The sequence below is a fragment of the Vibrio salilacus genome (assembly GCF_002811245.1).
GTDB lineage: Bacteria > Pseudomonadota > Gammaproteobacteria > Enterobacterales > Vibrionaceae > Vibrio > Vibrio salilacus.
Genome location: NZ_NIVQ01000001.1, coordinates 98,725 through 120,489 on the forward strand (window position 1 = coordinate 98,725; position 21,765 = coordinate 120,489).

The window sequence follows — 21,765 nt, forward strand, 5'->3', positions numbered from 1 at the left end:
GTTAGGGTAACGGGTGTTTAAAAGCCCATCGTGGCTTTACCACGCCTATGAACGATTAGCTTAACTTGTAAAACAGCGTTGCTAACGGTGGAATGCGCAACGTGAGGGACTGCGCTAAGCCTTCACTTTGTATCGCGTCCGTAGTGATCGAAGTCATCACCTCATAACCGCTACCAAAATACTTACTGTCATCGCTGTTGAGCAATAACTGATAAGTACCTTGCAGCGGAACGCCTAAACGAAATGCCTCGTGAGGGACAGGAGTAAAGTTACTGATCACCAAAATACGTTCACCACGATCACTCAATCGTTCATGCGCCAATATCGATGCATCGGCCGCATCTTGCAAACGCCATTCAAAACCACGCGGCTCACTATCCAATTCGTGCAGCGCTTTTTCACTACAGTAGAGTTTGTTGAGATCGCGAGTTAATGCCTGAACACCTTGGTGACGCTCAAAATCGAGCAAGAACCATTGCAGCTGATCATCATGATCCCATTCGCCAGTTTGGCCGAACTCTGTACCCATAAAGTTGAGTTTTTTGCCAGGTTGCGCGTACATATAACCTAAATAAGCGCGCAAGTTAGCCGTTTGCTGCCACTCATCCCCTGGCATTTTATTGTGGATTGAACCTTTGCCATACACCACTTCATCATGGGATAACGACAACACATAGTTCTCGCTATGTGCGTAAATTAACGGGAAAGTAATGGTATCGTGATGGTATTTACGATGAACAGGATCTTCTTTGATGTAAGCAAGCGAGTCATGCATCCAGCCCATATTCCATTTGAAACCAAAACCTAAGCCTCCCATAAAAGTAGGTGCAGAAACGCCTGGGAATGCTGTCGATTCTTCGGCAATCGTCATCGCATTCGGGAAGTATTTGTATACTTCCTCATTCATCCACTTCAGGGTCGCAATGGCATCATGATTCTCGTTGCCGCCATCCACATTCGGGATCCACTGATCATGGCTTCGAGAGTAATCGAGATAGAGCATCGAGGCCACCGCATCAACGCGGATCCCATCGATATGGAATTGCTCAAACCAATACAGCGCATTCGAAACAAGGAAGCGACGTACATGTTCACGGCCTAGATCATAAATGTATGAGCTCCAATCTTGGTGCCAACCGCGACGTGGATCTGGGTCATGGAACAGTGGTGTGCCATCAAAGTTAGCCAAGCCGTGGTCATCAGATGGAAAATGCGCTGGAACCCAATCTAGCACAACGCCAAGACCTGCTTGGTGACATTGATCGACGAAGTATTTGAAGTCATCCGGTGAGCCATAACGGCTCGTTGGCGCAAACAGCCCAACCGGTTGATAACCCCATGAACCATAGAATGGGTGTTCCGACACTGGCATTAGCTCAACGTGGGTATACCCCATATCGATGAGGTAAGGAATCAATTGATCGGCAAGCTGTCGATAATTGAGAAAATCACCGTTATTATCGCGACGCCAAGAGCCCGGATGAAGTTCGTAAAACGACAGCGCCTGCTTACGTTTTTCAGTGATCGGGCGTTGTTGCCACTGTGTATCTTGCCACTGATAGCGGCTGTGATCGTAGGTGATCGAAGCAAACGATGGATATTGCTCTGCAAATGCGCCCCATGGATCGGCTTTATGTGGCAAACCTTCCCCATTAGGTCCTTTGAGTTCAAATTTGTATTGCGTCCCTTCGGGTAAGTTAGGGATAAAGACGCCCCAAATACCATAGTCTAGACGCTGCATTGGTGTACGACGACCATCCCACTGATTAAATTCGCCGACCAAACTACACGCACAAGCATGAGGCGCGTAAACGAGAAAGCGGATCCCTGAGACCTGCTTACCATCGCGCTCTATGGTGACGAACTGCGCACCCATATGTTTGTACATCTCTTTCGGAGTATGTAGTTCATCGTATTCTGCGTAGATATTGTGGTATTGGTATGGATCATCAATGAGTTGTTCTGTGCCATTCCAATCTACCGCGAGCAAGTAGTGAGTCAAGTGCAAGTCACGCGGCTGCTTGAGAATAAATCCCGATGCCTCTTCACGATCTAACTCTATACGCTCTTCATCAATCACCAACTCAACTTTATCTGCACCTGGCATCCATACTCGAAGTGCGCCTTGCTTGGGGTCGATAAAAGGACCAATAAATGAAAAAGGATCAGAACATGTTGCATGTGAAAGTTGGTTATAAATTTTTGTTGTCTTATCTAACGTTGTTATTTTCAAGTCTTATCTCTCCCTAACCGAACTCTCTTATCGAACTCTCTATCAAATAGTTTCGATGTCAAAAAAGCCAAAAACCCGCTAAATAGCGGGCTTAATTAGCATTTTTTAAGTTTACCGAATTCCTGCTTTACATAGAGTGACCTATCCTCAAGTTTTCTATGTAGGTGGTACCTTGAGCCACTATTTCGCGCCTTTATTTCGAACTTCCGTCAGTTTATGCGCGATGCGATTCACCCCTTCATGAGCAAAAATTTCATCAAGGTTCATGGATAATTTACGGCGCCAGTTAGGATACTCATCAACCGTACCTGGTATGTTGACGGGCTTATCCATTTCTAGCCAATCTTCAAGCTGAACACTGAGCAAAGCCGATGACCCCGCCGCCACATGCAGTTGAAGCGCTTCGGCTAAATACGCGTCCATGGGAACGAATTGGGCATCACGGCCAACGCCTTCTGGTAAATAACCATGCCACGCCACTGAATCTAGGATACCCTGCTTCGCAGCCAGACGATCAGCAAATAGACCCTCTAGCTGCTCTGGGTCTGGATATAAACCTAATTCTTCGCCCATCTTCAGGTCATCGCAGTGCCAAAAACCGCGTAAGGTTGGCATATCGTGCGTACACAACGCCGACATAGATTGCTCTGCGTAATGGGCAGGAGAGATATAACCGCCGTCACCCTCTGATGTTTCAAAAAAGAAAACCTTATAGGAGTGAACGCCTGCATCACGCAGAATATCAACAATCTCATCCGGTACTGTGCCTAAATCTTCACCAATCACACTGCACTGGTGGCGATGTGATTCGAGCGCCAAAATCGCCAACATATCTTCTACAGGGTAATAAATGTAAGCGCCTTGGGTTGCGTTCTCACCCTTGGGAATCCACCATAAACGCAATAAACCAAGTACATGATCAATACGCAATGCCCCACAGTGCTTCATATTTGCTCGTAGCAACTTGATGTACGCATCGTAACTGGTCGCTTGTAACACTTGTGGGTTAAGTGGCGGAAGACCCCAGTTTTGCCCCAGCGGGCCAAGGACATCAGGTGGCGCGCCAATGCTGCAATCCATCACCAGATTACCTTCATCAGCCCAAGTTTCGCTCCCCGAGTCGGCCACACCAACGGCTAGGTCACGATACAGACCGACTGACATGCCTTTCTCTTCAGCCAGTGCTTGAGCTTCTTTAATCTGAATATCGGCGATCCACTGCAAATACATGTAAAGATGTACTTGATCTTGGTGTTGAGTAATAAACGTTTGCACCGCGCTACTCTCAAATTGGCGATACTCTTCAGGGAAGACAGGCCAGCCCCACACGTTGGCATCGTCAGCATGTAGCTTAGTATGCAAAGCATCAAATGCCGCTTGATGAACTAGGCTCTCACCGCCTTGTTCGACGAACGCCAAGAACAGTTCAGCACGTTCAGTATTGTTATCAAGATGACGTTTTTTAAACTCACTAAACAATAGCGGTAGCACACTTAATTTAAGCTCGGCCACTTCGGTGTAATTAACCCAGTGTGATTCGCGCGCTTTTTGTAAACGCTGTTGGAATTCAGCACTACCGACTTTTTGCTGCGCTTCGATGCTCAACGCAAATTCAGGCACCGAACTCACATCAATATAAAGAATGTTTAACCAACGGCGCGAAGATGGGCTATACGGGCTTGCGCCCTCAGGATTGGCTGGGAACAATGAGTGAATCGGGTTAAGGCCAACAAAATCGCCCCCTCGCGATGCAATATCGGCCACTAGCTGTTTCAGATCACCAAAGTCACCAATGCCCCAGTTATGTTGAGTGCGCAATGTGTAGAGCTGAACACTAGGCCCCCACATTTTTTTGCGGAGCTCCATCGCCTCTTGTTTGTAACATGCTTGAGGCGTCACGATGAGCGTCATCTCATACGGCGCTTTACGACGCTTGCGCATCACGGTCAGCTTATGATAACCCCAAGCGATATCACTCGGTAATGCAAACACTAAAGGGCCACCCTCGCGACGCTCGTCACGCACGATTTGCGATTGAAGATAGCCTTCAAGTACCTCTCCCTGCTCGGTGTCTAGACGCCAGCTAAACTCACTCTCACGAGCGCTTACACCTAGGTTAAGGGTGACTTCAACGAGCTCACCATCTCGAACCACAAGCACAGGATCCAACACCGCTTTCTTGTGTTTTTTCTCTGCCGATTTTAGAAGAGTTTCATCATTGGTTGTATCGTAGCCTAACGACGTAAGTAGGTGGCGAATAGTCTCGTCTGAAACTTTCGCTTCATCTCCCCACGCGCTCACGTAGCTGTCGGCAATTCTCGCCATTTCAGCGACTTGTTTTAATGCGTTGTGTTGTTTCATCGCTCTCTCCGAAGGACTGCTCGTACCTTCAAAATGTAGGGTTATTAAGTTGATAAAATGTTCACAGCCAAGGCACGATGCCTTGGCTGTTTATGGTCTCTAATTAGCGTTTCACCGCTTCGAGTTTCCAGATGTTGTTGACGTAATCTCGAATTGAGCGGTCAGAGGTAAATTTGCCCACCAAAGCGGTATTGAGTATCGCTTTTTCCGCCCAACCCGCTTGATCTTGGTATTGTTTGCCCATAGCTTCGTGTGCTTGCACATAAGAGGCAAAATCCGCCAAACATAGGTACGGGTCACCGCCGTCAAGCAAGCTATCGTAAGTCGCTCGTAGCAAGCCCGGTTGACCTGGCGTGAACTCTTCACCAAGCAATAGATCCAGTGACGCTTTCAGCAGCGGATCGGCATGGTAGTAGTCATAAGGGTTGTAGCCTGACGCTTGCAACGCGACGACTTCGTCGACTTCTAGGCCAAAGATGTAAATATTGTCATCACCGACTTCTTCACGGATCTCAACGTTTGCCCCATCCATCGTACCGATAGTCAATGCACCGTTAAGAGCCATCTTCATGTTACCGGTTCCTGACGCTTCTTTACCCGCTAGCGAGATTTGTTGTGAAACGTCTGCCGCCGGGATAATGATTTCTGCCATGCTCACACGGTAATCAGGAATGAAGACGACTTTCAGCAAATTGCCGATTCGTGGATCGTTGTTGATCTTCTCCGCCACTTTGTTGACCGCAAAAATGATCTCTTTGGCTAGGTGATAACCTGGTGCGGCTTTCGCAGCAAAGATAGCCACGCGAGGCGTACACTCAAAACCTGGTTCATTGAGGATACGATGATACAAAGACAAGATGTGCAGAAGATCCAAGTGCTGACGTTTGTACTCGTGCAGGCGTTTAATCTGAACATCAAAGATGGCGTTGGTATCAAGGTCGATATCCATATTGGTTTTCACCCAATCCGCCAGACGCTGTTTGTTGGCTTTTTTAACCGCCATAAACGCTTGTTGGAACTGCTCATCATTAGCGTATTTGGCGATACCTTCTAGCATCTCTAGTTTGGCTGGCCATTCAGGACCAATCTTATCCGTGATCAGGTTCGAAAGACCTGGGTTACAGAACTTTAACCAGCGACGAGGGGTAATACCGTTGGTGACGTTATGCAAACGCGTTGGGTACATTTCGTGAAACTCAGGGAAGAGATCTTTTTTGACCAACGCAGAGTGAAGCGCCGCAACACCATTGACCGCATAAGACCCAATCACAGAGAGGTTAGCCATACGCACCATGCGGTTGAAACCTTCTTGAATGATCGATAGCTTAGCTTGCTTTTCACCATCACCAGGCCACATAGCACGGACTTGCTGCAGGAAGCGGTGGTTGATTTCAAAAATAATTTCCATATGACGAGGCAATAGACGCTGGATCAACGACTCTGGCCATGTTTCTAGCGCTTCAGGTAGTAACGTATGGTTAGTGTAAGCAAACGTTTGTGAGCTGATTTCCCACGCTTTTTCCCACGATAAACCTTTCTCATCAATCAGGATACGCATCAATTCAGGAATCGCGATTGTTGGGTGAGTATCGTTAAGCTGAATTGTCTCTTGCTTAGGCAGATCCGCAAGGGCAAAACCAGCGGCTTCGTGACGACGAAGAATATCACGTACCGATGCTGCTGAGTGGAAGTACTGCTGCATCAGACGTAGCGTCTTGCCTTTCTCGTGGTTATCGTTAGGGTAAAGAACTTTGGTAATGTTACCGGCATCAATCAATGAGTGCTGGGCTTCAAAGTAGTCACCGTTGTTAAAGCTTGCAAGAGAGAAAGGAGCAATCGCCTGACATTCCCATAAGCGAAGTGGATAGACGGTTTCTGACTCATAACCCACGATTGGTAGATCCCAAGGCATCGCTTTCACTGTCATGCCCGGTACCCATTTACGCACTTCACGACCATTTTCGTACGCCACTTCAACATTGCCATAAAAGCCAATTTCTTGCGCAAGCTCAGGGCGAGCAATTTCCCACGGGTAACCTTCAACACCGCGCCACGCGTCTGGAGCTTCTTGCTGACGGCCATCTTTAAATGACTGCTTGAACAGACCGTACTCGTAGTGTAGTCCGTAACCCACAGTCGGGAATTCTTGCGCAGCACATGAATCCATAAAACATGCAGCAAGACGACCCAAACCACCGTTACCCAATGATGGGTCACGCTCTTCTTCAAGCAAGTCGGTAAGGTTTTGGCCTAGCTCAGCCATGGCGTCAGTGATTTGCTCATACAGACCTAAGCTGATTAAGTTGTTACCGGTTAAGCGACCAATCAAAAACTCAAGCGAAAGATAGTTAACGCTCTTCGCTTTTTGAATTCTAGGGTCTTGCTCAGTTTTAAGTAGATCCAGAGTGGTGATTTCTGCTAGAGCTTTGCCCATAGCAAGGTACCATTCACGCGTGGTTGCTGTTTCTATCGTCTTTGCGTAAGTTGCAGAAAGGTGCATTTTTACATCAGATTGAAATGCAGCCTTATCGAAATTTTTCTGTTGCGTAGGTTTCATTCGAGAAATCTCACTTATTAGTTTTAATCCATCTATGCCATATCGTGCATGGACAAGATCAACAAAACATCCTCCCACCAACTGCCCGATTTAGGAGGAGGATATAGGGCGTAGAGGGTGTATTACCCTAGGCTCAGTGATCTAACTCTCAATAAAAATCACCAACGTCTGAGCTCGGGTGATTAAGATCACACCATCAACGAATTTAGCCTAGCTTTGCTGTATTAAAGATACATGTAGCGGGGAGTATGTATTTGACAAAACTGTCTATCGGATCACATATTGTTTTCCCTTTAACTGCAAATTTCACTATTTCCTGTGCAGAGATAGAGCCAAGACACACTTCGCAGATAGGCGTTTAGTGACCATAATCACAAATATGGGGCGTAGAAGAGGGCGAACTGTGAAACATACGAGAAACCTACCTCTGATCAATAACGGTCGAATTCAATCTCCAGTAATATTCTTGCCAATAAGCAAAAATGAATACTTGTGCTTTATGTTATCGCTAGCCTCTCCACCGTGTTAGCCGTAACCAGTAGGACAATATTATAGGGATTAAGAAGATGTGGATTCCTTCGAAATTGACGCGCCCTGGCCGACTGCATAACGCTATTGTCAGGCCAAGAGTACTAGATTTACTTCAGCAAGCGCCTTTTTACAAATTGGTACTGCTACGTTCCCCAGCAGGTTATGGCAAAACCACGATGGCCGCTCAATGGTTGTCTGACAAACCTCATGTCGGTTGGTACAGTCTTGATGACAGCGATAATGATTCATTCCGCTTTATGAATTATTTACTCCAAGCCCTGAACAAAGCCACCGATGACAGCTGCCCAAACTCACAGAAACTGGCTGAAAAGCGTCAATTTTCATCGCTTCATTCGCTGTTTGGTGAAGTGTTCACTGAGATGTCCAACTTTCATCAAGAGTGTTATTTGGTGCTCGATGATTACCACCTTATTGCTGATGATGACATTCACGAGGCGATGCGCTTTTTCCTTAAGCATATGCCAGATAACTTGACCCTAGTTGTCACGAGCCGGGCATCGCCACCACTTGGCACCGCCAACTTACGCGTACGTGATTTGATGATCGAAATTGGGGATGAATTACTGGCGTTCGATACCGAAGAAACGACACGATTCTTTAATCAACGAGTGAGCGATGGTATTGATGACACCACAGCCAACAATTTACGTAACTACGTTGAAGGCTGGCCGTCAGCGCTGCAACTCATCGCCCTGCAAGCTCAACATCAGCATAAAACCTTAGCCCAATCGGCGGAATCTTTTTCACAGTTTAATCACGCTCATCTGTGGGACTATTTGGTTGAAGAGGTGTTTGACTTACTTGATCAAGAGACTCGCCAATTTTTACTGCAATGTTCGGTACTTGACCACTTTAACGATCATCTGGTGTCTGAATTGACCGAACGCGAAGACGCTCTGAGTATGATTGAATCTCTCAACCGCTTCGGCCTGTTTATTCATCCACTGGAAGGAGAGCAAAACTGGTACCGCTTCCACAATCTGTTTGCAGAATTTTTAGCGCATGAACGTACGGCGCGCATTCCACGTCAAGAAAAAGCCTTGCATCGCAAAGCCGCCAACGCTTGGCTGACTTTATCTTCGCCCCATCAAGCACTGCATCATGCGCAAGAAGCCAGAGACAGCCAGTTAACTGCGGATATTCTTAGTCAATATGGTTGGAAGATGTTTAACAGCGGTGAGCTACAGACATTAGAGAAAGCGATTAACTCTCTGACCTCTGAGCAACTTTATAGCGAGTCTAAGCTGTGCATGTTACAAGCTTGGCTGGCACAAAGTCAGCATAGATACAATGATGTCGGCGATCTTCTGGCCAAAACTGACGAGCAAATGGCCAAGCTTAATGTAGTGTTAAGCGCAAAAGAACAAGGGGAATTTAATGCGTTACGCGCTCAGGTCGCCATCAATAAAAATCAACCTGAAAAAGCACTTGAGCTAGCGGAATTGGCATTGAGCCAACTTGATTCCACCGTCTACCGGAGCCGCATTGTCGCGACCTCTGTGGTTGGTGAAGTTAACCACGTACTTGGCCACCTCAGTCGTGCGTTACCTATGATGCAGCAAACTGAAAAATTAGCACGTCAATATCAGGTCTATCATCAGGCATTATGGGCAATGCTGCAGCAAAGCGAAATCTTAATTGCCCAAGGCTATGTACAAGCGGCGTATGAAGTGCAGGACAATGCCTTTAAGTTGATTGAAGAACAACAACTTCATCAAGTGCCACTGCATGAATTCGTACTACGGGTGCGTGCGCAAATTCTGTGGTGTTGGAACCGCCTTGAAGAGGCAGAAGAGTGCGCTTATAAGGGACTTGATGTGCTGGGTAATCATAGCCCAAGTAAGCACTTACATAGTTATTCGATGTTAGCGCGTATTGCGATTGGACGCGGCGAGATAGACAAAGCCGGTAAGTTTATCGACCAGATTATCCACCTTCTCAAACAATCGACCTATCATGTCGATTGGACAGCGAATGCGTCATTATCACTGATATTATTCTGGCAGACTCGCGGCGATCTCGACTCGATCGCGCAATGGCTAGAAACCACAGTTCGACCAGAGCAAGCTTGCAACCACTTCACTCAACTGCAGTGGCGCAACATCGCGCGCGCACAGATTGCATTAGGCCTCTTTAAACAAGCGCACGACACGTTAGACTTTATTCAGCAACAAACACAAGAGAACGAACTACTGACCGACAAGAATCGCAACTTGATTGTTCAAGCAGTGTTGGCGATTTCCGAACACGATGAAGAACGAGCACACCAAGCGCTCAAGCAAGCGCTCGAACTGACCAATCAAACGGGAATGCTGGGTAATTTCTTAGTCGATGGTGCCAAAATTGGTCACATTCTTGAGAAACTCAACAACAAGAATGAACTGGGTGATCTAGAGCGCCACCGCGCTCAGCAACTACTCAAAGACATTTCAACCACTCAACGCAGCAGCTCTATCCACTTTGATGAAGAGTTTGTCGAAAAACTAGTCAATCATCCCAATATTCCTGAGCTGGTACGCACCAGCCCGCTGACTCAACGCGAATGGCAAGTACTGGGCCTTATCTATTCTGGTTTTAGTAACGAGCAGATCGCCCAAGAGTTAGATGTCGCCGGCACTACGATCAAAACGCATATTCGTAATCTGTATCAAAAACTCAATATCGCCAACCGCAAAGAAGCGATTAAAACTGCAGAAAACTTACTGCAACTGATGGGCTATTAACCGCTCGCCGTCATCAAGACAGCACTCTAAGCGCACGGCTCTACGCTTGGGCTTTTGCTCAATCATCAGAAATACACGTACCTAAAACGTAAAAAAGCGCCTAACTGGCGCTTTTTTAAATCTTGTCTCGATTAGAACTTCTTCGGAGCGTAACCTGTCATCGCTTCAAGCTTCAGCTCTTTGCCAAGTTTAGTCGTTGGGTGTACAACCACTAACCCTTTAACCGATTTTTTCAACTTGCCCATATCCGCTTGTTCAGCTTTGGTAATTGGACGAGAAAATGGCATATCAGTCAGAGTTTTACCCTCTTTGCTGATGTCATAGTTCTGTTTATGCTTCATGGCACTGGCTTTTTTGTTGAGCTTTTCTATTTCGTCAGTAAATTTGCTGATCATGTCCTGATCACCACGACCTTTGGCAGCCTCCAATTTGCGCTGACAAGTATCAATGCGATTATGTAGGTTTTGTAATTCTTGCTTAAGGCTCATGGTTTTACTCTTATTGGAAACAGAAAAGGTCGGCGAGTGTAGCATAAGCTTGCTGACACTTCCCTAATTATCATCAACTATAGTCAGGTTAGCGTGGCTGGGCTTTTATCGCAACCAACCAGCAATATAGCCACTTTTGTGTCACGATAAAATCGATGAATGCCATCGACCACTTCGTGGCAGTAATGATGATTGAATAGAGTGAAACGGCGCAACCGTGGCAAACAGTTGGCATCATTACTTAAAACGCCTGTCACTGATCAATAGTTTTGATTAATGCGTAAAAATGGCAAAGGAGTAACGATGATAAAACTAACAATTTTCTACGACGGTCTTTGTCCGCTTTGCGTTAAAGAGATGGACTCGCTACATCGTCATGACAAAAACCACGCCATTAAGCTGGTTGACACCCAGAGCAATGATATGCAGTTCTACCCTGCTATCGATAAATACCGTGCAGGGCAAATTCTGCATGGATTAAAACAAGATGGTCAGTTATTACTTGGGCTTGATGTAACTTATTATGCTTGGAAACTGGTCGGAAAAGGCTGGCTATACGCACCATTGCGCTGGTCCTTGGTCAAACCACTAGCCGACTGGGCTTACCTCAAGTTTGCACGCAATCGTTATCGATGGTCTAAGCTGCTGACAGGTAAAAGTAAATGTGAAGGCGGTCAATGTTCTCGCTAGATATTAGTCATGTTCAGTCACGAAACATAAAAATACTCTCAAAACTCACAGTCATTCGTCGATACATTAGCTATTCTTAATAGACAACTTTGTGTCTATTAAGATAAATCCAATTATATGGCTGTCTGGTGAGTATCTATTCCCGGCGCGAAGCCCTTATACGCTACTAGCTACTAACAGGATGTTTGTATGAGCTTTTCTATTCGTACCCGCCTTTATATTTTGGCTCTCGTTCCGCTGCTTGTGATCACTTTAGGTATGCTGGGGGTCACTTACCTCAAAACCAACGAGCTCAACGCTCAACAAATCGAAGTTACTCGTTCAAATATGATGAATATGAAGAAAGAGGAACTAAAAAACTACATTCAAATGGCCAAATCCGCTATCACCCCTTTCCTACAGCGTGGCGCTTCGTTTGAAGAGGCTCTACCAACCTTAAAAGCTATCGAATATGGAGAGTCTGGCTATGTGTTCGGTTACAACTCAAAAGGTGTCCGCGTTGCTCTAGGAAAAAGCGACAAAGGGCTCGGTGACAACTTCTGGGAGCTACAGGACAGACAGGGCAATAGGTTTATTCAAGATTTGGTTCGCAACGCCAAAACCGGCAATTTTACCACTTATTACTTTCCCAAGCCGGGGCAAACACAAGCACTGCCTAAATTAGCCTATTCGGTCTTCATACCAGAGTGGGATGTCATACTTGGGACCGGTTTTTATACTGATGATATCGATGCAATTATTGCCGAAATGGAACGCTCCACAACCAGCGCTCTGCAAGCTACACTTTCAACGATTGTGCTTTTCTGTATTGTTATAGCCATTCTTGTCGCTGCGTTCGCGGTTGCGGTTAACCGTACCATTATGAAGCCGATCGAGCTGTTCGATAAGTCCATCAGCTCTTTTGCCAGCGGTGATGCCGACCTAACCGCCCGTATGGAAGATTTTAAAGCGCCGGAGTTCTCTAAACTAAGTAGCAATTTCAATGCCTTTGTCGCCAGCCTACAAACCATTATTGGCAGTGTTAGTAATGTAGGTCAACAAGTGGTGTCTGAAACAACCGATATGTCGGCACGCGCAGCAAAAGTGGATGAACTGGCTTCTGGCCAGCGAGAGGAAACAGAGCAAGTCGCCACTGCGATGACTGAAATGACCACCACAGCAAGTGAGATTTCAAACAACGCCAGCCAAGCAGCAGAATCAGCTAAACAGGCGGACGATAACGCTAAGGAAGCACAAAACATCGTGAACTCTGCGGCTCAGTCAGTCGAAGCCTTAGCACAAGAAGTCTCGCAAGCGAATGGCGTTGTTTCTCGCCTAGAGGGTGACGTACAAAATATTTCATCGTCTCTGGCAGTGATTCAGGATATTGCCGAGCAAACTAACCTACTGGCATTAAACGCCGCGATTGAGGCGGCAAGGGCAGGTGAGCAAGGTCGTGGATTTGCGGTCGTTGCCGATGAAGTCCGTAAGCTGGCTAGCCGAACACAAGACAGCACTGGTGAAATTCACCAGATGATTGAACAGCTCAAAGCCGCCTCTGACGATGCAGTGAAAGCGATGGAATCAAGCCAAAAACGGGGCGAAACCACGGTTGAAGAAGCAAACTCAGCGGCAAGAGCGTTGGTTAAAATTCAAGAATCGATCGGCACTATTATGGATATGAACTCGTTAATCGCAACCGCAACTGAAGAACAGAGTTTGGTTGGTCAAGAAATTTCTCAACGCGTGGTGATCATTTCAGACCAAAGTTTGCGATCGGCAGAACTTGCCAATGAAAACCGCGCTGGTAGCCAAGAGCTTAACCAAAGAGCGAATGAACTCTACGAGCTCGTTGATCGTTTTAAAGTGTAAACACTACATTGCTAGAATAAATAAGCCCGCTAGAAAAAGCGGGCTTATTGTTGTGTCGACTCAAAAGATAAGTCTATACCGTGACTATGTACTGCAACACTCTCGAACGATACTAAGTCGCGCAACAAAGGCATCCTGAGATGCCCTTAACCTTGAGTTAATCTAAGCGCAGTGTTAAACCGGAATAGTTGTTGTAGGCGCGGAGCATGACGTGATACGTAACACCACTTTGTGCCACAACACTGCACTGCTCAGTATTACCACTGCGGTATGGACGACAATCAAAACGGTTGGTTGTTGGTTTGCTGCCTGCTTTCACATACAAGTCCGCATCTCCCGAACCACCTGCAATCGAGACGATAAGATTAGCAGCACGATCAACCGTAAAGGTATAGAAATTTTCACTGCCGCGATTACCACTTAGATTTGTCACAGGGACTCCTTGTTTAAGTACAGAACCTGGAGTGGTGACATCACAGTTTGCGTTAACACCGACAGTATTAAAGGCGTCTTTAACATCGACAACGTTATAGCCGAAGTCTTGCGCAGCCTTGACGACGCCACATGCGCCCGCATCAAAGGTACTGTTTGGTGTCCAATATAGTTGATTTGCCAAGGTAAAGATTTCGAAGCCTTTGCGTACCCCCCAACCCGATTTATTCGCGAGCAAATAAAAGGCTCGGTTGTAGACACCGCTCGAGTAATGCACATTTAAGCCGCTATAGTACTGAGAGGCATGATCGATTGAGCGGCCATCTTTTGATGGTTGGTCGAAGTAACGCAAGCCACCTTCAGATTTGAAAATGTCCGCCCCGACAACCCAGTCAACGGATCCTTTCATGTAGTATTCTGCCGCTTCACCAGCAATATCAGAGAACGCTTCGTTCATACCACCTGACATGTTTTTATATACCAAACCCGAGTTTTGCTCAGTGAAACCGTGGCTTACCTCATGAGCGCTGACATTGATATCGACCAATGGGTAAAAAGTATCTTTACCGTCACCAAATGTCATTGATGAGCCATTCCAAAAAGCATTTTCATAGTTAGTGCTGTAATGAACTCGCATGGTTAACTGGAATGACAACGGTGAGGTATCCATCCAATCTTGGTACATGTCAAATACAACTTTACCAAAGTAATGCGCATCATTGAGCGGCGAATACGCACCGTTGACATACTGGTAATCATTGTAATTGGTCTCATCAGGACAATCATAACTGAATGCAGAACTTCCCGAAGTGCCATTGTTCAAGTTAACCGTTTTTACTGCACTGTTATTCATGGTACAGGTCGTACCGGTTTTATTGACGAGAAAGCCTGGATAGTTAGTGCCGTAATCATATCGACTCGTTTTAAGATTACCTCCAGGCCCTGTGCCTGACGCGTCTGCATGATTAAGACCATCCCAATGCTCAATCACCCCACCTGTCATGGCATCAATAAAGTAAAACGGGCGTTCCGGCTTTTCTGCCGCGACAAAGAAGTCGACCATATAGACCATCTGAGCGGTTTGATTTTGGTCGAGCCTTACCATCAATTTGGCGTTTTGATTTTCTACTCTATCCGCACTCAATGATTGTGCTTGATAATCACTCACCGCAACCGCAATCGCTTGTTTGTGATCAAGTGAGGGGGTGAGGGTTGTGACATCCGCACTGATACCCTGCGCCATTGTGCCGAACACTTGACTGAACTGCTCTTTACTCAACGTTGCAACCACTGAGGTGTCAAAAACAGGGACCCCATGGTGGGTCTGTTGGTAGCGAACTTTGGTTTTGCCATTGGGTAGGACAACTCGTTTAACCTCAGTAAACCCCGTTTCTACTGGAACCACGCTGTTCGATTGCGCCTGTAAACTTTGTTGTAATAGCGCACTATCGTTGACCTGGACCATTTCTGCAGCATTAGCCGTGACAGTGAAAGACGTACCTAGAATCGCTGAAATCATCCAGCTTAATTGACGTTGTTGGTTCATTATTCAATCCTGTAATTATGAAACTCCTTCTTCCCAACCACTTCATAGGAAGCATAATGCGACACATCGCTCCATTAACATGGAAGATAATATCGAAAACGAACAACTAAGCCGTAGAAATACTTTATACAGAATGTCATTCTTAATTTACATAAATGGCTAACATTAAGACATGGTAAGGTAACTAGACAAGTTTTGGTCATTAAAAAGCAGCAGGTTAGATGCTATTGATAAAGTTGCGTGGTATTTTTTTGACACCGTTTTATCATCAATAATGCTGAGATCTAAATCAAACGTTTAGTTTTCAATTACAGATTGGCAGTACGCAATAATCAAGCGAATTGAATGTTCAAAAACCAACAAACGCTCCCACCAGTGAGAGCGTTGTCAATTAATATTGAGGGCAACGAATCATTTTATGCCATATTTAACCAGTATTTTATCAAAGGTGCCGTTTGTTTTGATTTCCGCTAAGCCTTTATTAAACGCATCGATGTACATCTGATGATTTGGGTTAGCTAACCCGGAAGTGATATGGAGCGAATTAACGGATAAGGCATTGTCGGTAAACTCGAAGTCACTGAGATTCATGCCTGCCCCAGACAGGGTTGATTTTGCAACCAACTCGTCTTCTAGAGTTAAGTCAATGCGTTTCGCTAACAACTTCTTAGCGTTACCGACCAAATCATTCGCTTCAGGCTTGTTAAAGTTACTCGCCCCTAAAAACATATCACCATAACCATAATCGCGGACAATCCCGACCGTTTTCCCGTTTAAACTATCCATGCCATTGTATTCAAAACTATCGCCTGCGCGTTTAATGAACTTGAGTGAGTTTTCCAAGTAAGGATCACTGTAACTTAAAAACGAAGTTCTTTCGGTGGTATACCACGTCGCCACTAACACATCGACTCGTCCCTCTTTTACCTCGTTTAATGCTCGAGCCCAAGGCATAATTTTGAAATCGAGCTGGTGTCCCTGAGACTTCAACGCTTCAGTTAGAATTTCTACTGAAACACCTGGGTTAGCTTTATCTTTTTGAACAAAGGGCGCCCATGGGTCTTGTGCGGCCGTAATGGTTGCCGCTTGAGCTAGGAATGTAATAAAGGCCCCAAACACTAATATCAATAAACTTCTCATAACGTATCCTCTATTGAATGGCTAAGTTCGAAATTTCGCCATATGGTTGGCGATATTCTGGCTTAAACTGAGTACTTCTTCCGTCCGTTTCGCATTAGTCGTCGCACCAGATGAAACATCATTGGTCGCTTCCGACGCTTCAACAATTGCTTGACTTATCTCTTCCACAGCCATTCGTTGCTCATCTGTCGCTTGCGAGATTTGGCCGCTTCTATCGGAAATAACGCTAATGAGATTCTGGACCTCATTGACCGACACTTGCGATTCACTCACTCGAGAGGCAGTCTGCTCAAGAAGCGTAGCAATACGAGTTAACTCATCTTCAACGGATTTGGTTGCCCCACCAAGCGCTACAATGTTTTTTTGAATCTGTTCAGTCGACTGGCTGGTTTTCACCGCAAGGTTACGCACTTCATCAGCCACAACCGCAAACCCACGCCCTTGGTCCCCAGCCCTTGCAGCCTCAATGGCGGCATTCAGTGCTAACAAGTTCGTTTGCTCAGAAATATCATTGATGACATTCAGTACTGTCGTTATTTTTTCCCCCTCCTCAATCAAGATGTGCATTTCTGCATTGACGTGATTCATCTCTTCACGCATGTTGATGATTTCATTGGCGGAGTGTTCAATCGATTGGTTTACATCCAAAGCCAAAGTCGTCGCAGTGTGAGCTTGCTGCGCTGTTTCTGCTGCGGTGTCAGCCACGGTAGAAACCGATTGATTCAACTCAGTGGCTGCAGCGGCTACGGTGGTAAGCTGATGCTTTTGCATCTCTAATTTTTCAGCATTTACCCGTGCGGTTGAACCGTTGGCCGATGCTTTCTCGCCCAACGCTTCGGAAGATAAATTGACATCTTGTACTATCTGCCTTAAAGACTCAGTGAAGCTGTTAATCCCTTCCGTAATGGCATTAAACTCTCGGTATTTGGCTGGTGCAAGTTTATTGGTTAAATCGCCATTACCAGATGCTAGATTTTTAATTACCTCAGTAAGTTGTGCTATTGGTCGAATTACCGTCATCGATAGTACAACAACAATCACCACAGATAAGACGATATCGAGTACAATCAGCTCAATGATGCTAGTTTTAAGCGAGTCAGCGAGCTTAGTGTCTAAAGCATGGGTATCAAAGTAAACCACAACACTACCAACCGCATTCTCTTCTCCGTATTCAACAAAAGTGAGATTCGCCTTGATACTATTATCGATTGAATAAGCGCCCTTGTTCTCAACATCAATAGTTTCACGCTCTTGGCTAGTGCTGTTTTGTGCAAGGAATAGTAGATCACTGCCCTCATTATCAATCAACCGAATCGCCGATATTTCCGGGAGCTTAAGTTCGGCTGAAATGGACACCCTGGCTGACTCTAAATCGAAGTCCCAAACCGATTTAGGTAAACTAATCATCATGCGCTGAGTGGTATTTTCTACCGATTGTTGTAGCTCTGACGTCAAGTCTTCTTTAAAACCTTGATACTTGATAAATGCAGAAATCAGCAATACAAAAGTTAGCGCGATAATCACTTGGACAAGAAAGACTAATTTTAAACTTTTCAAAACTGATCCCTTTAATTTTTAAGACCGATAATAAAAAGGTAGTTATTGACTGATAAATAATCAACAAAAGTATTTAATGGAATTTAAGTCACACTTAATATTGCATTTTTAAGAAAGGGAGGATGAGGTTTATCGTTCTGATGAATGTTGGTATTTATTGAGCAGAGATTGATTATCGAGTGTAATCGCATCAATATAGGCAAATGTGCTTTCCTGCTCCGCGACAAGTACCGCGAGTTGCTTAAGACTAAGCCGCAGTACTTATTCACGAGCAGGTCCAAGACACGATTAGCCGTTTTGACGACGCATATTGTCGAGGATGATCCCAGTCGCCATCGCGACATTAAGAGACTCTGCGCCACCAAAGGCTGGAATGGTAATTTTATCGGTAACATATTGAGCCGCTGATTGACGAACACCATGCGACTCACTACCCATCAGCAAGATACCTTCGGCAGCAAATTGCGTTTTATGTACGCTTTCACCTTCAAGGAACGCCCCGTAAACCGGTAGCCCTGTCTGTTGCAGGTAAGCAGGTAAATCCAACTGACTGACCGTCACTCTGCCAAAGCTGCCCATGGTAGCGCTGATCGTCTTAGGATTATATGGGTCGGCACAGTCAGAACTGGCGACGATATGCTTAATGCCATACCAATCTGCAACACGGATAATAGTACCTAAATTACCAGGGTCAGAAACCCCATCCAATGCAATCATCAAACCTTGCGCTTTTGGTACTTCAATCTGAGGTATTGCCACCACGGCAATCGCCGCATTGTTGCTGACTAACGTACTGGCTTTGGTCAACTCATCCAAAGACGCTTCAATACACTCAAAGGGAAGCAATGGGCGGTGCTCGGCTAAAAATTCTGTGGTGGCAAAAATTTGCTTTACCGTGAGGGGACTATTCACCAGTTCAAGAACGTTTTTCTCGCCTTGGACTAAGAATAAACCCTGCGTCTTACGCTGTTTCTTTTGGCCTAAAGCACGAAGTAATTTGAGTTGGTTTTTCGAAATCATAATATGTCCACGGTATGAGGGCTGGCAAATTAAAGCGCGGCAATTATAAAGTAAAGCCCCGCAGAGCTAAAGAGGCACAGACATAGAACTACCGGCCAGATCGAACCATATCGATTATTTTGACAGCCTTTTCGAAGTGATCCAGTTGATGGGTCTCAATCCAACGCTCTGTAATCACCAAGCTTCAGTCAGCTCACTCAATTTTATTTGGGTCATTTGTGTCCTGTGAAAATAAAGACAAAAAAAGGACCTTGCGGCCCTTTCAGTTGCTTATTGACGTCGTCTAAAACTTAAATGTCCATACAGTTTGCATAGTACGTCACTGTTGATGGCCAATCACTGAATACACCTATTACACCGACCTCTTTTGCCAGTACATCAAGCACTTTCATCATGTCGCCATCACGTTTGATTTGCTCGGTCACCGATTGATAATACCAACCGCCACCTTGCGCTAAAGGGCCTGAACGTTCTAGCGTCCAAGCAATAATGTCAAGATCGGCTTGCTTGGCGAGCTTAGCGTAATTGGATTCAACTATCTTGTTGTCATCGAGTTCAATCAGGGCGTAGAGAGGAGGAGAGATAATGTTAACCCCCTGCTTGTGTAGATCTTTCATATTCTCGAGGGAGGCGATATCTTTCTCTTTCACTCAACACCATACGACTTTAAGTAGCAATTAATCAACAACACCAATGAAACATCACTACATTTTATTAATAAAGGTGTAAATGGCAGATCTGTGGCATAGATGGTTAGAAATCGTCGCTGTGCAGCGGGTTGGATTCAAGCACACTTTCGAGGCCACTATGATTCGCCAACACTATGATTCGCCAAATAGACGCATATCGTGTTAAGCACGAGTTGGTTCAATATTTGCGTAATAAGTTCAATTCAAATTTGGCCGTTGGTCTATCTTTAATGGAGCAATGTACTGATTATCCACTAAGGAGTAGGAATATGTTTACAACGCTACTGGCGAAGCTGAATCAACTTTCCTCTATGCAGTGGTCATTATTGTTAACGGTACTGATTTCACCTATCGCCTATCAGCTGTTAGTCCAACAGTGGTGGGGCTGGATTACTTTATTAGTGCTTTATCACCTTATTGTTGTGATACTGATTCATTCGATGAACGGCTTATTGAGCAAATTCAGCAGCGCGGCTAAGTTTCTTTCTGAAGGTGATCTCACTGTGCGCATTGCCGGGCAAGCGCCAGTCAATGCTCCTTTACTCAAGACCTTTAATCGTATCGGCGAAGACATTTCGCTCACCGTCCACGCCTTAAGAAAATCGACAGCGCGACTGGTCGAAGTCGCTGACACTGTGCAAGAAGACTCCGCGTTATCAAAAAAAGGGGCGATCGGACAAAAACGCGATGTTGATACTGCCAAAGAGATCATTAGCCAACTGTCTGACATCACTAAGAATGTCTCGGACTACTGTGAGTCAACCGCGACCTTAGCCAATCAAGCCAAAGCAAAAGCCGACCAAGGCACTCAAGATATGCGTGCGCTTGAACAGGCCCTAGATACCGCCAATCAACATATTGATAATTCCAACCAACACTTCCAATCTCTGATGGAAGAGACCGCACAAATTAGCCAAGTGATGGAGACCATTAGTAGTATTGCTGAACAAACCAACCTGTTGGCTCTAAACGCTGCGATCGAAAGTGCTCGAGCAGGTGAGCAAGGACGAGGCTTTGCCGTGGTCGCTGATGAGGTTCGCTCTTTAGCCATGCGAACTCAGCAAGCCACCGAAGAGATACGCGGTAAAATATCCAACCTACAAGCCAAGACTGATGATGTCATGAATACCATGCAAGAAAATAAATCGAGCATGACCAAATCATTAGAGATAGCCTCTACCGCTGAACATACCTTTGCAGAGCTCGACCTTCAAATCGATCAAGTACGCCAATATGGTCAGCAGATCGCCACTTCATCGGAACAACAATTGGGTCAAACATTGAGCTTGGATGAATGCTTGCAGTTGATTGCGAGCGAATCCGAGAACAACGTCCGTGCCACTCAAGAAACGTTGATTGCCAGCATTACCGTGCGCAACTTATCGGGTGAGATAGATTCATTACTGCACCGCTTTGCCACAGACAGCAAGCAAATAGAAGCAGAGGAAGCCAAACGAGACAAACTGATGGAGTGGAACAGCCAACTGGATATTGGTCTGGACGAGATCAATCGCCAACATCAAACCTTGGTGCATCTCATCAACGAGTTGTACCACTTACTCAACCACAACTATGGCTTAGCTTCGATTAAGCGAGTCGTACAAGGTTTAATTGACTATACGGCCAACCACTTTAAATACGAAGAGATCTTGTTCGAGCAAATTGACTATAAACAAACTCAACAACACATCGATAAGCATCATAGTCTCGTCAAGCAAGTACTGGACTTTCAAGCTCGAGTAGAAAAAGGTGAAGAGATTGGCGACGAGCTGATGGCCTTTTTGAAAAACTGGCTTGTGCAGCACATCATGAAAGAAGATAAAGCTTACGTACAAAGCTTTAAAGATAACCAGTTAAACTAAGCCTTGCCATGAGATTTTTTTGTCATGTCAATAAAAAACTTGATTGGTCAAGACACATCGTTAT

General features: G+C 45.5%; 13 protein-coding genes and 1 pseudogene. 4 read left to right on the forward strand and 10 right to left on the reverse strand.

Annotation, left to right across the window (positions count from 1 at the left end):
- Positions 1–55 precede the first annotated feature (55 nt).
- The 3 genes from glgB to CDZ87_RS00425 form a co-directional block, all read right to left on the reverse strand.
- Positions 56–2,233: a 1,4-alpha-glucan branching protein GlgB gene (gene glgB / locus CDZ87_RS00415; RefSeq protein ID WP_100751669.1), complete on the reverse strand. Its 2,178-nt coding sequence runs from the start codon at positions 2,231–2,233 to the stop codon at positions 56–58.
- Between the two features lie 180 nt (positions 2,234–2,413).
- Positions 2,414–4,594, reverse strand: a complete 2,181-nt coding sequence (malQ, locus tag CDZ87_RS00420) for a 4-alpha-glucanotransferase (protein ID WP_100751670.1) — start codon at positions 4,592–4,594, stop codon at positions 2,414–2,416.
- A 103-nt stretch (positions 4,595–4,697) separates the two neighbouring features.
- Positions 4,698–7,151, reverse strand: a complete 2,454-nt coding sequence (locus CDZ87_RS00425; protein ID WP_100751671.1) for a glycogen/starch/alpha-glucan phosphorylase — start codon at positions 7,149–7,151, stop codon at positions 4,698–4,700.
- A 566-nt stretch (positions 7,152–7,717) separates the two neighbouring features.
- On the opposite strand from CDZ87_RS00425, the gene malT reads away from it, so the two are divergent.
- Positions 7,718–10,426 carry an HTH-type transcriptional regulator MalT gene (malT, locus tag CDZ87_RS00430; protein WP_100751672.1) on the forward strand — a complete coding sequence of 903 codons (2,709 nt, stop codon included), beginning with the start codon at positions 7,718–7,720 and terminating at the stop codon, positions 10,424–10,426.
- A gap of 131 nt (positions 10,427–10,557) precedes the next feature.
- On the opposite strand, the gene CDZ87_RS00435 is transcribed toward malT, so the two are convergent.
- Positions 10,558–10,914 carry a YibL family ribosome-associated protein gene (locus CDZ87_RS00435; protein ID WP_038173463.1) on the reverse strand — a complete coding sequence of 119 codons (357 nt, stop codon included), beginning with the start codon at positions 10,912–10,914 and terminating at the stop codon, positions 10,558–10,560.
- 303 nt (positions 10,915–11,217) lie between these two features.
- Here CDZ87_RS00435 and CDZ87_RS00440 point away from each other — a divergent pair, with 303 nt between their 5' ends.
- Entirely contained in the window at positions 11,218–11,604 is a 387-nt protein-coding gene (locus tag CDZ87_RS00440; protein ID WP_100751673.1) for a thiol-disulfide oxidoreductase DCC family protein, read from the forward strand.
- Positions 11,605–11,793: 189 nt separating this feature from the next.
- Positions 11,794–13,455, forward strand: a complete 1,662-nt coding sequence (locus tag CDZ87_RS00445; protein WP_100751674.1) for a methyl-accepting chemotaxis protein — start codon at positions 11,794–11,796, stop codon at positions 13,453–13,455.
- A gap of 157 nt (positions 13,456–13,612) precedes the next feature.
- Here CDZ87_RS00445 and CDZ87_RS00450 read toward each other — a convergent pair whose 3' ends face one another.
- From CDZ87_RS00450 to CDZ87_RS00470, 6 genes and pseudogenes are all read right to left on the reverse strand, one after another.
- Positions 13,613–15,433 carry a M4 family metallopeptidase gene (locus CDZ87_RS00450; RefSeq protein WP_100751675.1) on the reverse strand — a complete coding sequence of 607 codons (1,821 nt, stop codon included), beginning with the start codon at positions 15,431–15,433 and terminating at the stop codon, positions 13,613–13,615.
- A 411-nt stretch (positions 15,434–15,844) separates the two neighbouring features.
- Complete coding sequence (locus CDZ87_RS00455) at positions 15,845–16,573, reverse strand: transporter substrate-binding domain-containing protein (protein WP_100751676.1); 729 nt, start codon at positions 16,571–16,573, stop codon at positions 15,845–15,847.
- Positions 16,574–16,594: 21 nt separating this feature from the next.
- Positions 16,595–18,130 (reverse strand): methyl-accepting chemotaxis protein, encoded by a 1,536-nt coding sequence (locus CDZ87_RS00460; protein WP_100751677.1) that lies wholly within the window; start codon positions 18,128–18,130, stop codon positions 16,595–16,597.
- A 288-nt stretch (positions 18,131–18,418) separates the two neighbouring features.
- Positions 18,419–19,150, reverse strand: coding sequence for a TrmH family RNA methyltransferase (locus tag CDZ87_RS00465; RefSeq protein WP_100751678.1), 732 nt, complete (start codon positions 19,148–19,150; stop codon positions 18,419–18,421).
- An 88-nt stretch (positions 19,151–19,238) separates the two neighbouring features.
- Positions 19,239–19,328, reverse strand: coding sequence for a DUF6500 family protein (locus CDZ87_RS17525; RefSeq protein ID WP_422641429.1), 90 nt, complete (start codon positions 19,326–19,328; stop codon positions 19,239–19,241).
- A gap of 112 nt (positions 19,329–19,440) precedes the next feature.
- Positions 19,441–19,785, reverse strand: a pseudogene (locus CDZ87_RS00470) (glycerophosphodiester phosphodiesterase family protein); the annotation flags it as partial.
- Between the two features lie 323 nt (positions 19,786–20,108).
- Here CDZ87_RS00470 and CDZ87_RS00475 point away from each other — a divergent pair.
- Positions 20,109–21,701, forward strand: coding sequence for a bacteriohemerythrin (locus tag CDZ87_RS00475; protein ID WP_100751679.1), 1,593 nt, complete (start codon positions 20,109–20,111; stop codon positions 21,699–21,701).
- Positions 21,702–21,765: the final 64 nt, after the last annotated feature.

Excerpts from the sequence above, each read along its gene's own strand:
- malQ (WP_100751670.1), bottom strand. The coding sequence starts at position 4,594 with ATGAAACAACACAACGCATTAAAACAAGTCGCTGAAATGGCGAGAATT.
- CDZ87_RS00425 (WP_100751671.1), bottom strand. The coding sequence starts at position 7,151 with ATGAAACCTACGCAACAGAAAAATTTCGATAAGGCTGCATTTCAATCT.
- malT (WP_100751672.1), top strand. The coding sequence starts at position 7,718 with ATGTGGATTCCTTCGAAATTGACGCGCCCTGGCCGACTGCATAACGCT.
- CDZ87_RS00435 (WP_038173463.1), bottom strand. The coding sequence starts at position 10,914 with ATGAGCCTTAAGCAAGAATTACAAAACCTACATAATCGCATTGATACT.
- CDZ87_RS00440 (WP_100751673.1), top strand. The coding sequence starts at position 11,218 with ATGATAAAACTAACAATTTTCTACGACGGTCTTTGTCCGCTTTGCGTT.
- CDZ87_RS00445 (WP_100751674.1), top strand. The coding sequence starts at position 11,794 with ATGAGCTTTTCTATTCGTACCCGCCTTTATATTTTGGCTCTCGTTCCG.
- CDZ87_RS00450 (WP_100751675.1), bottom strand. The coding sequence starts at position 15,433 with ATGAACCAACAACGTCAATTAAGCTGGATGATTTCAGCGATTCTAGGT.
- CDZ87_RS00455 (WP_100751676.1), bottom strand. The coding sequence starts at position 16,573 with ATGAGAAGTTTATTGATATTAGTGTTTGGGGCCTTTATTACATTCCTA.
- CDZ87_RS00465 (WP_100751678.1), bottom strand. The coding sequence starts at position 19,150 with ATGATTTCGAAAAACCAACTCAAATTACTTCGTGCTTTAGGCCAAAAG.
- CDZ87_RS00475 (WP_100751679.1), top strand. The coding sequence starts at position 20,109 with ATGTTTACAACGCTACTGGCGAAGCTGAATCAACTTTCCTCTATGCAG.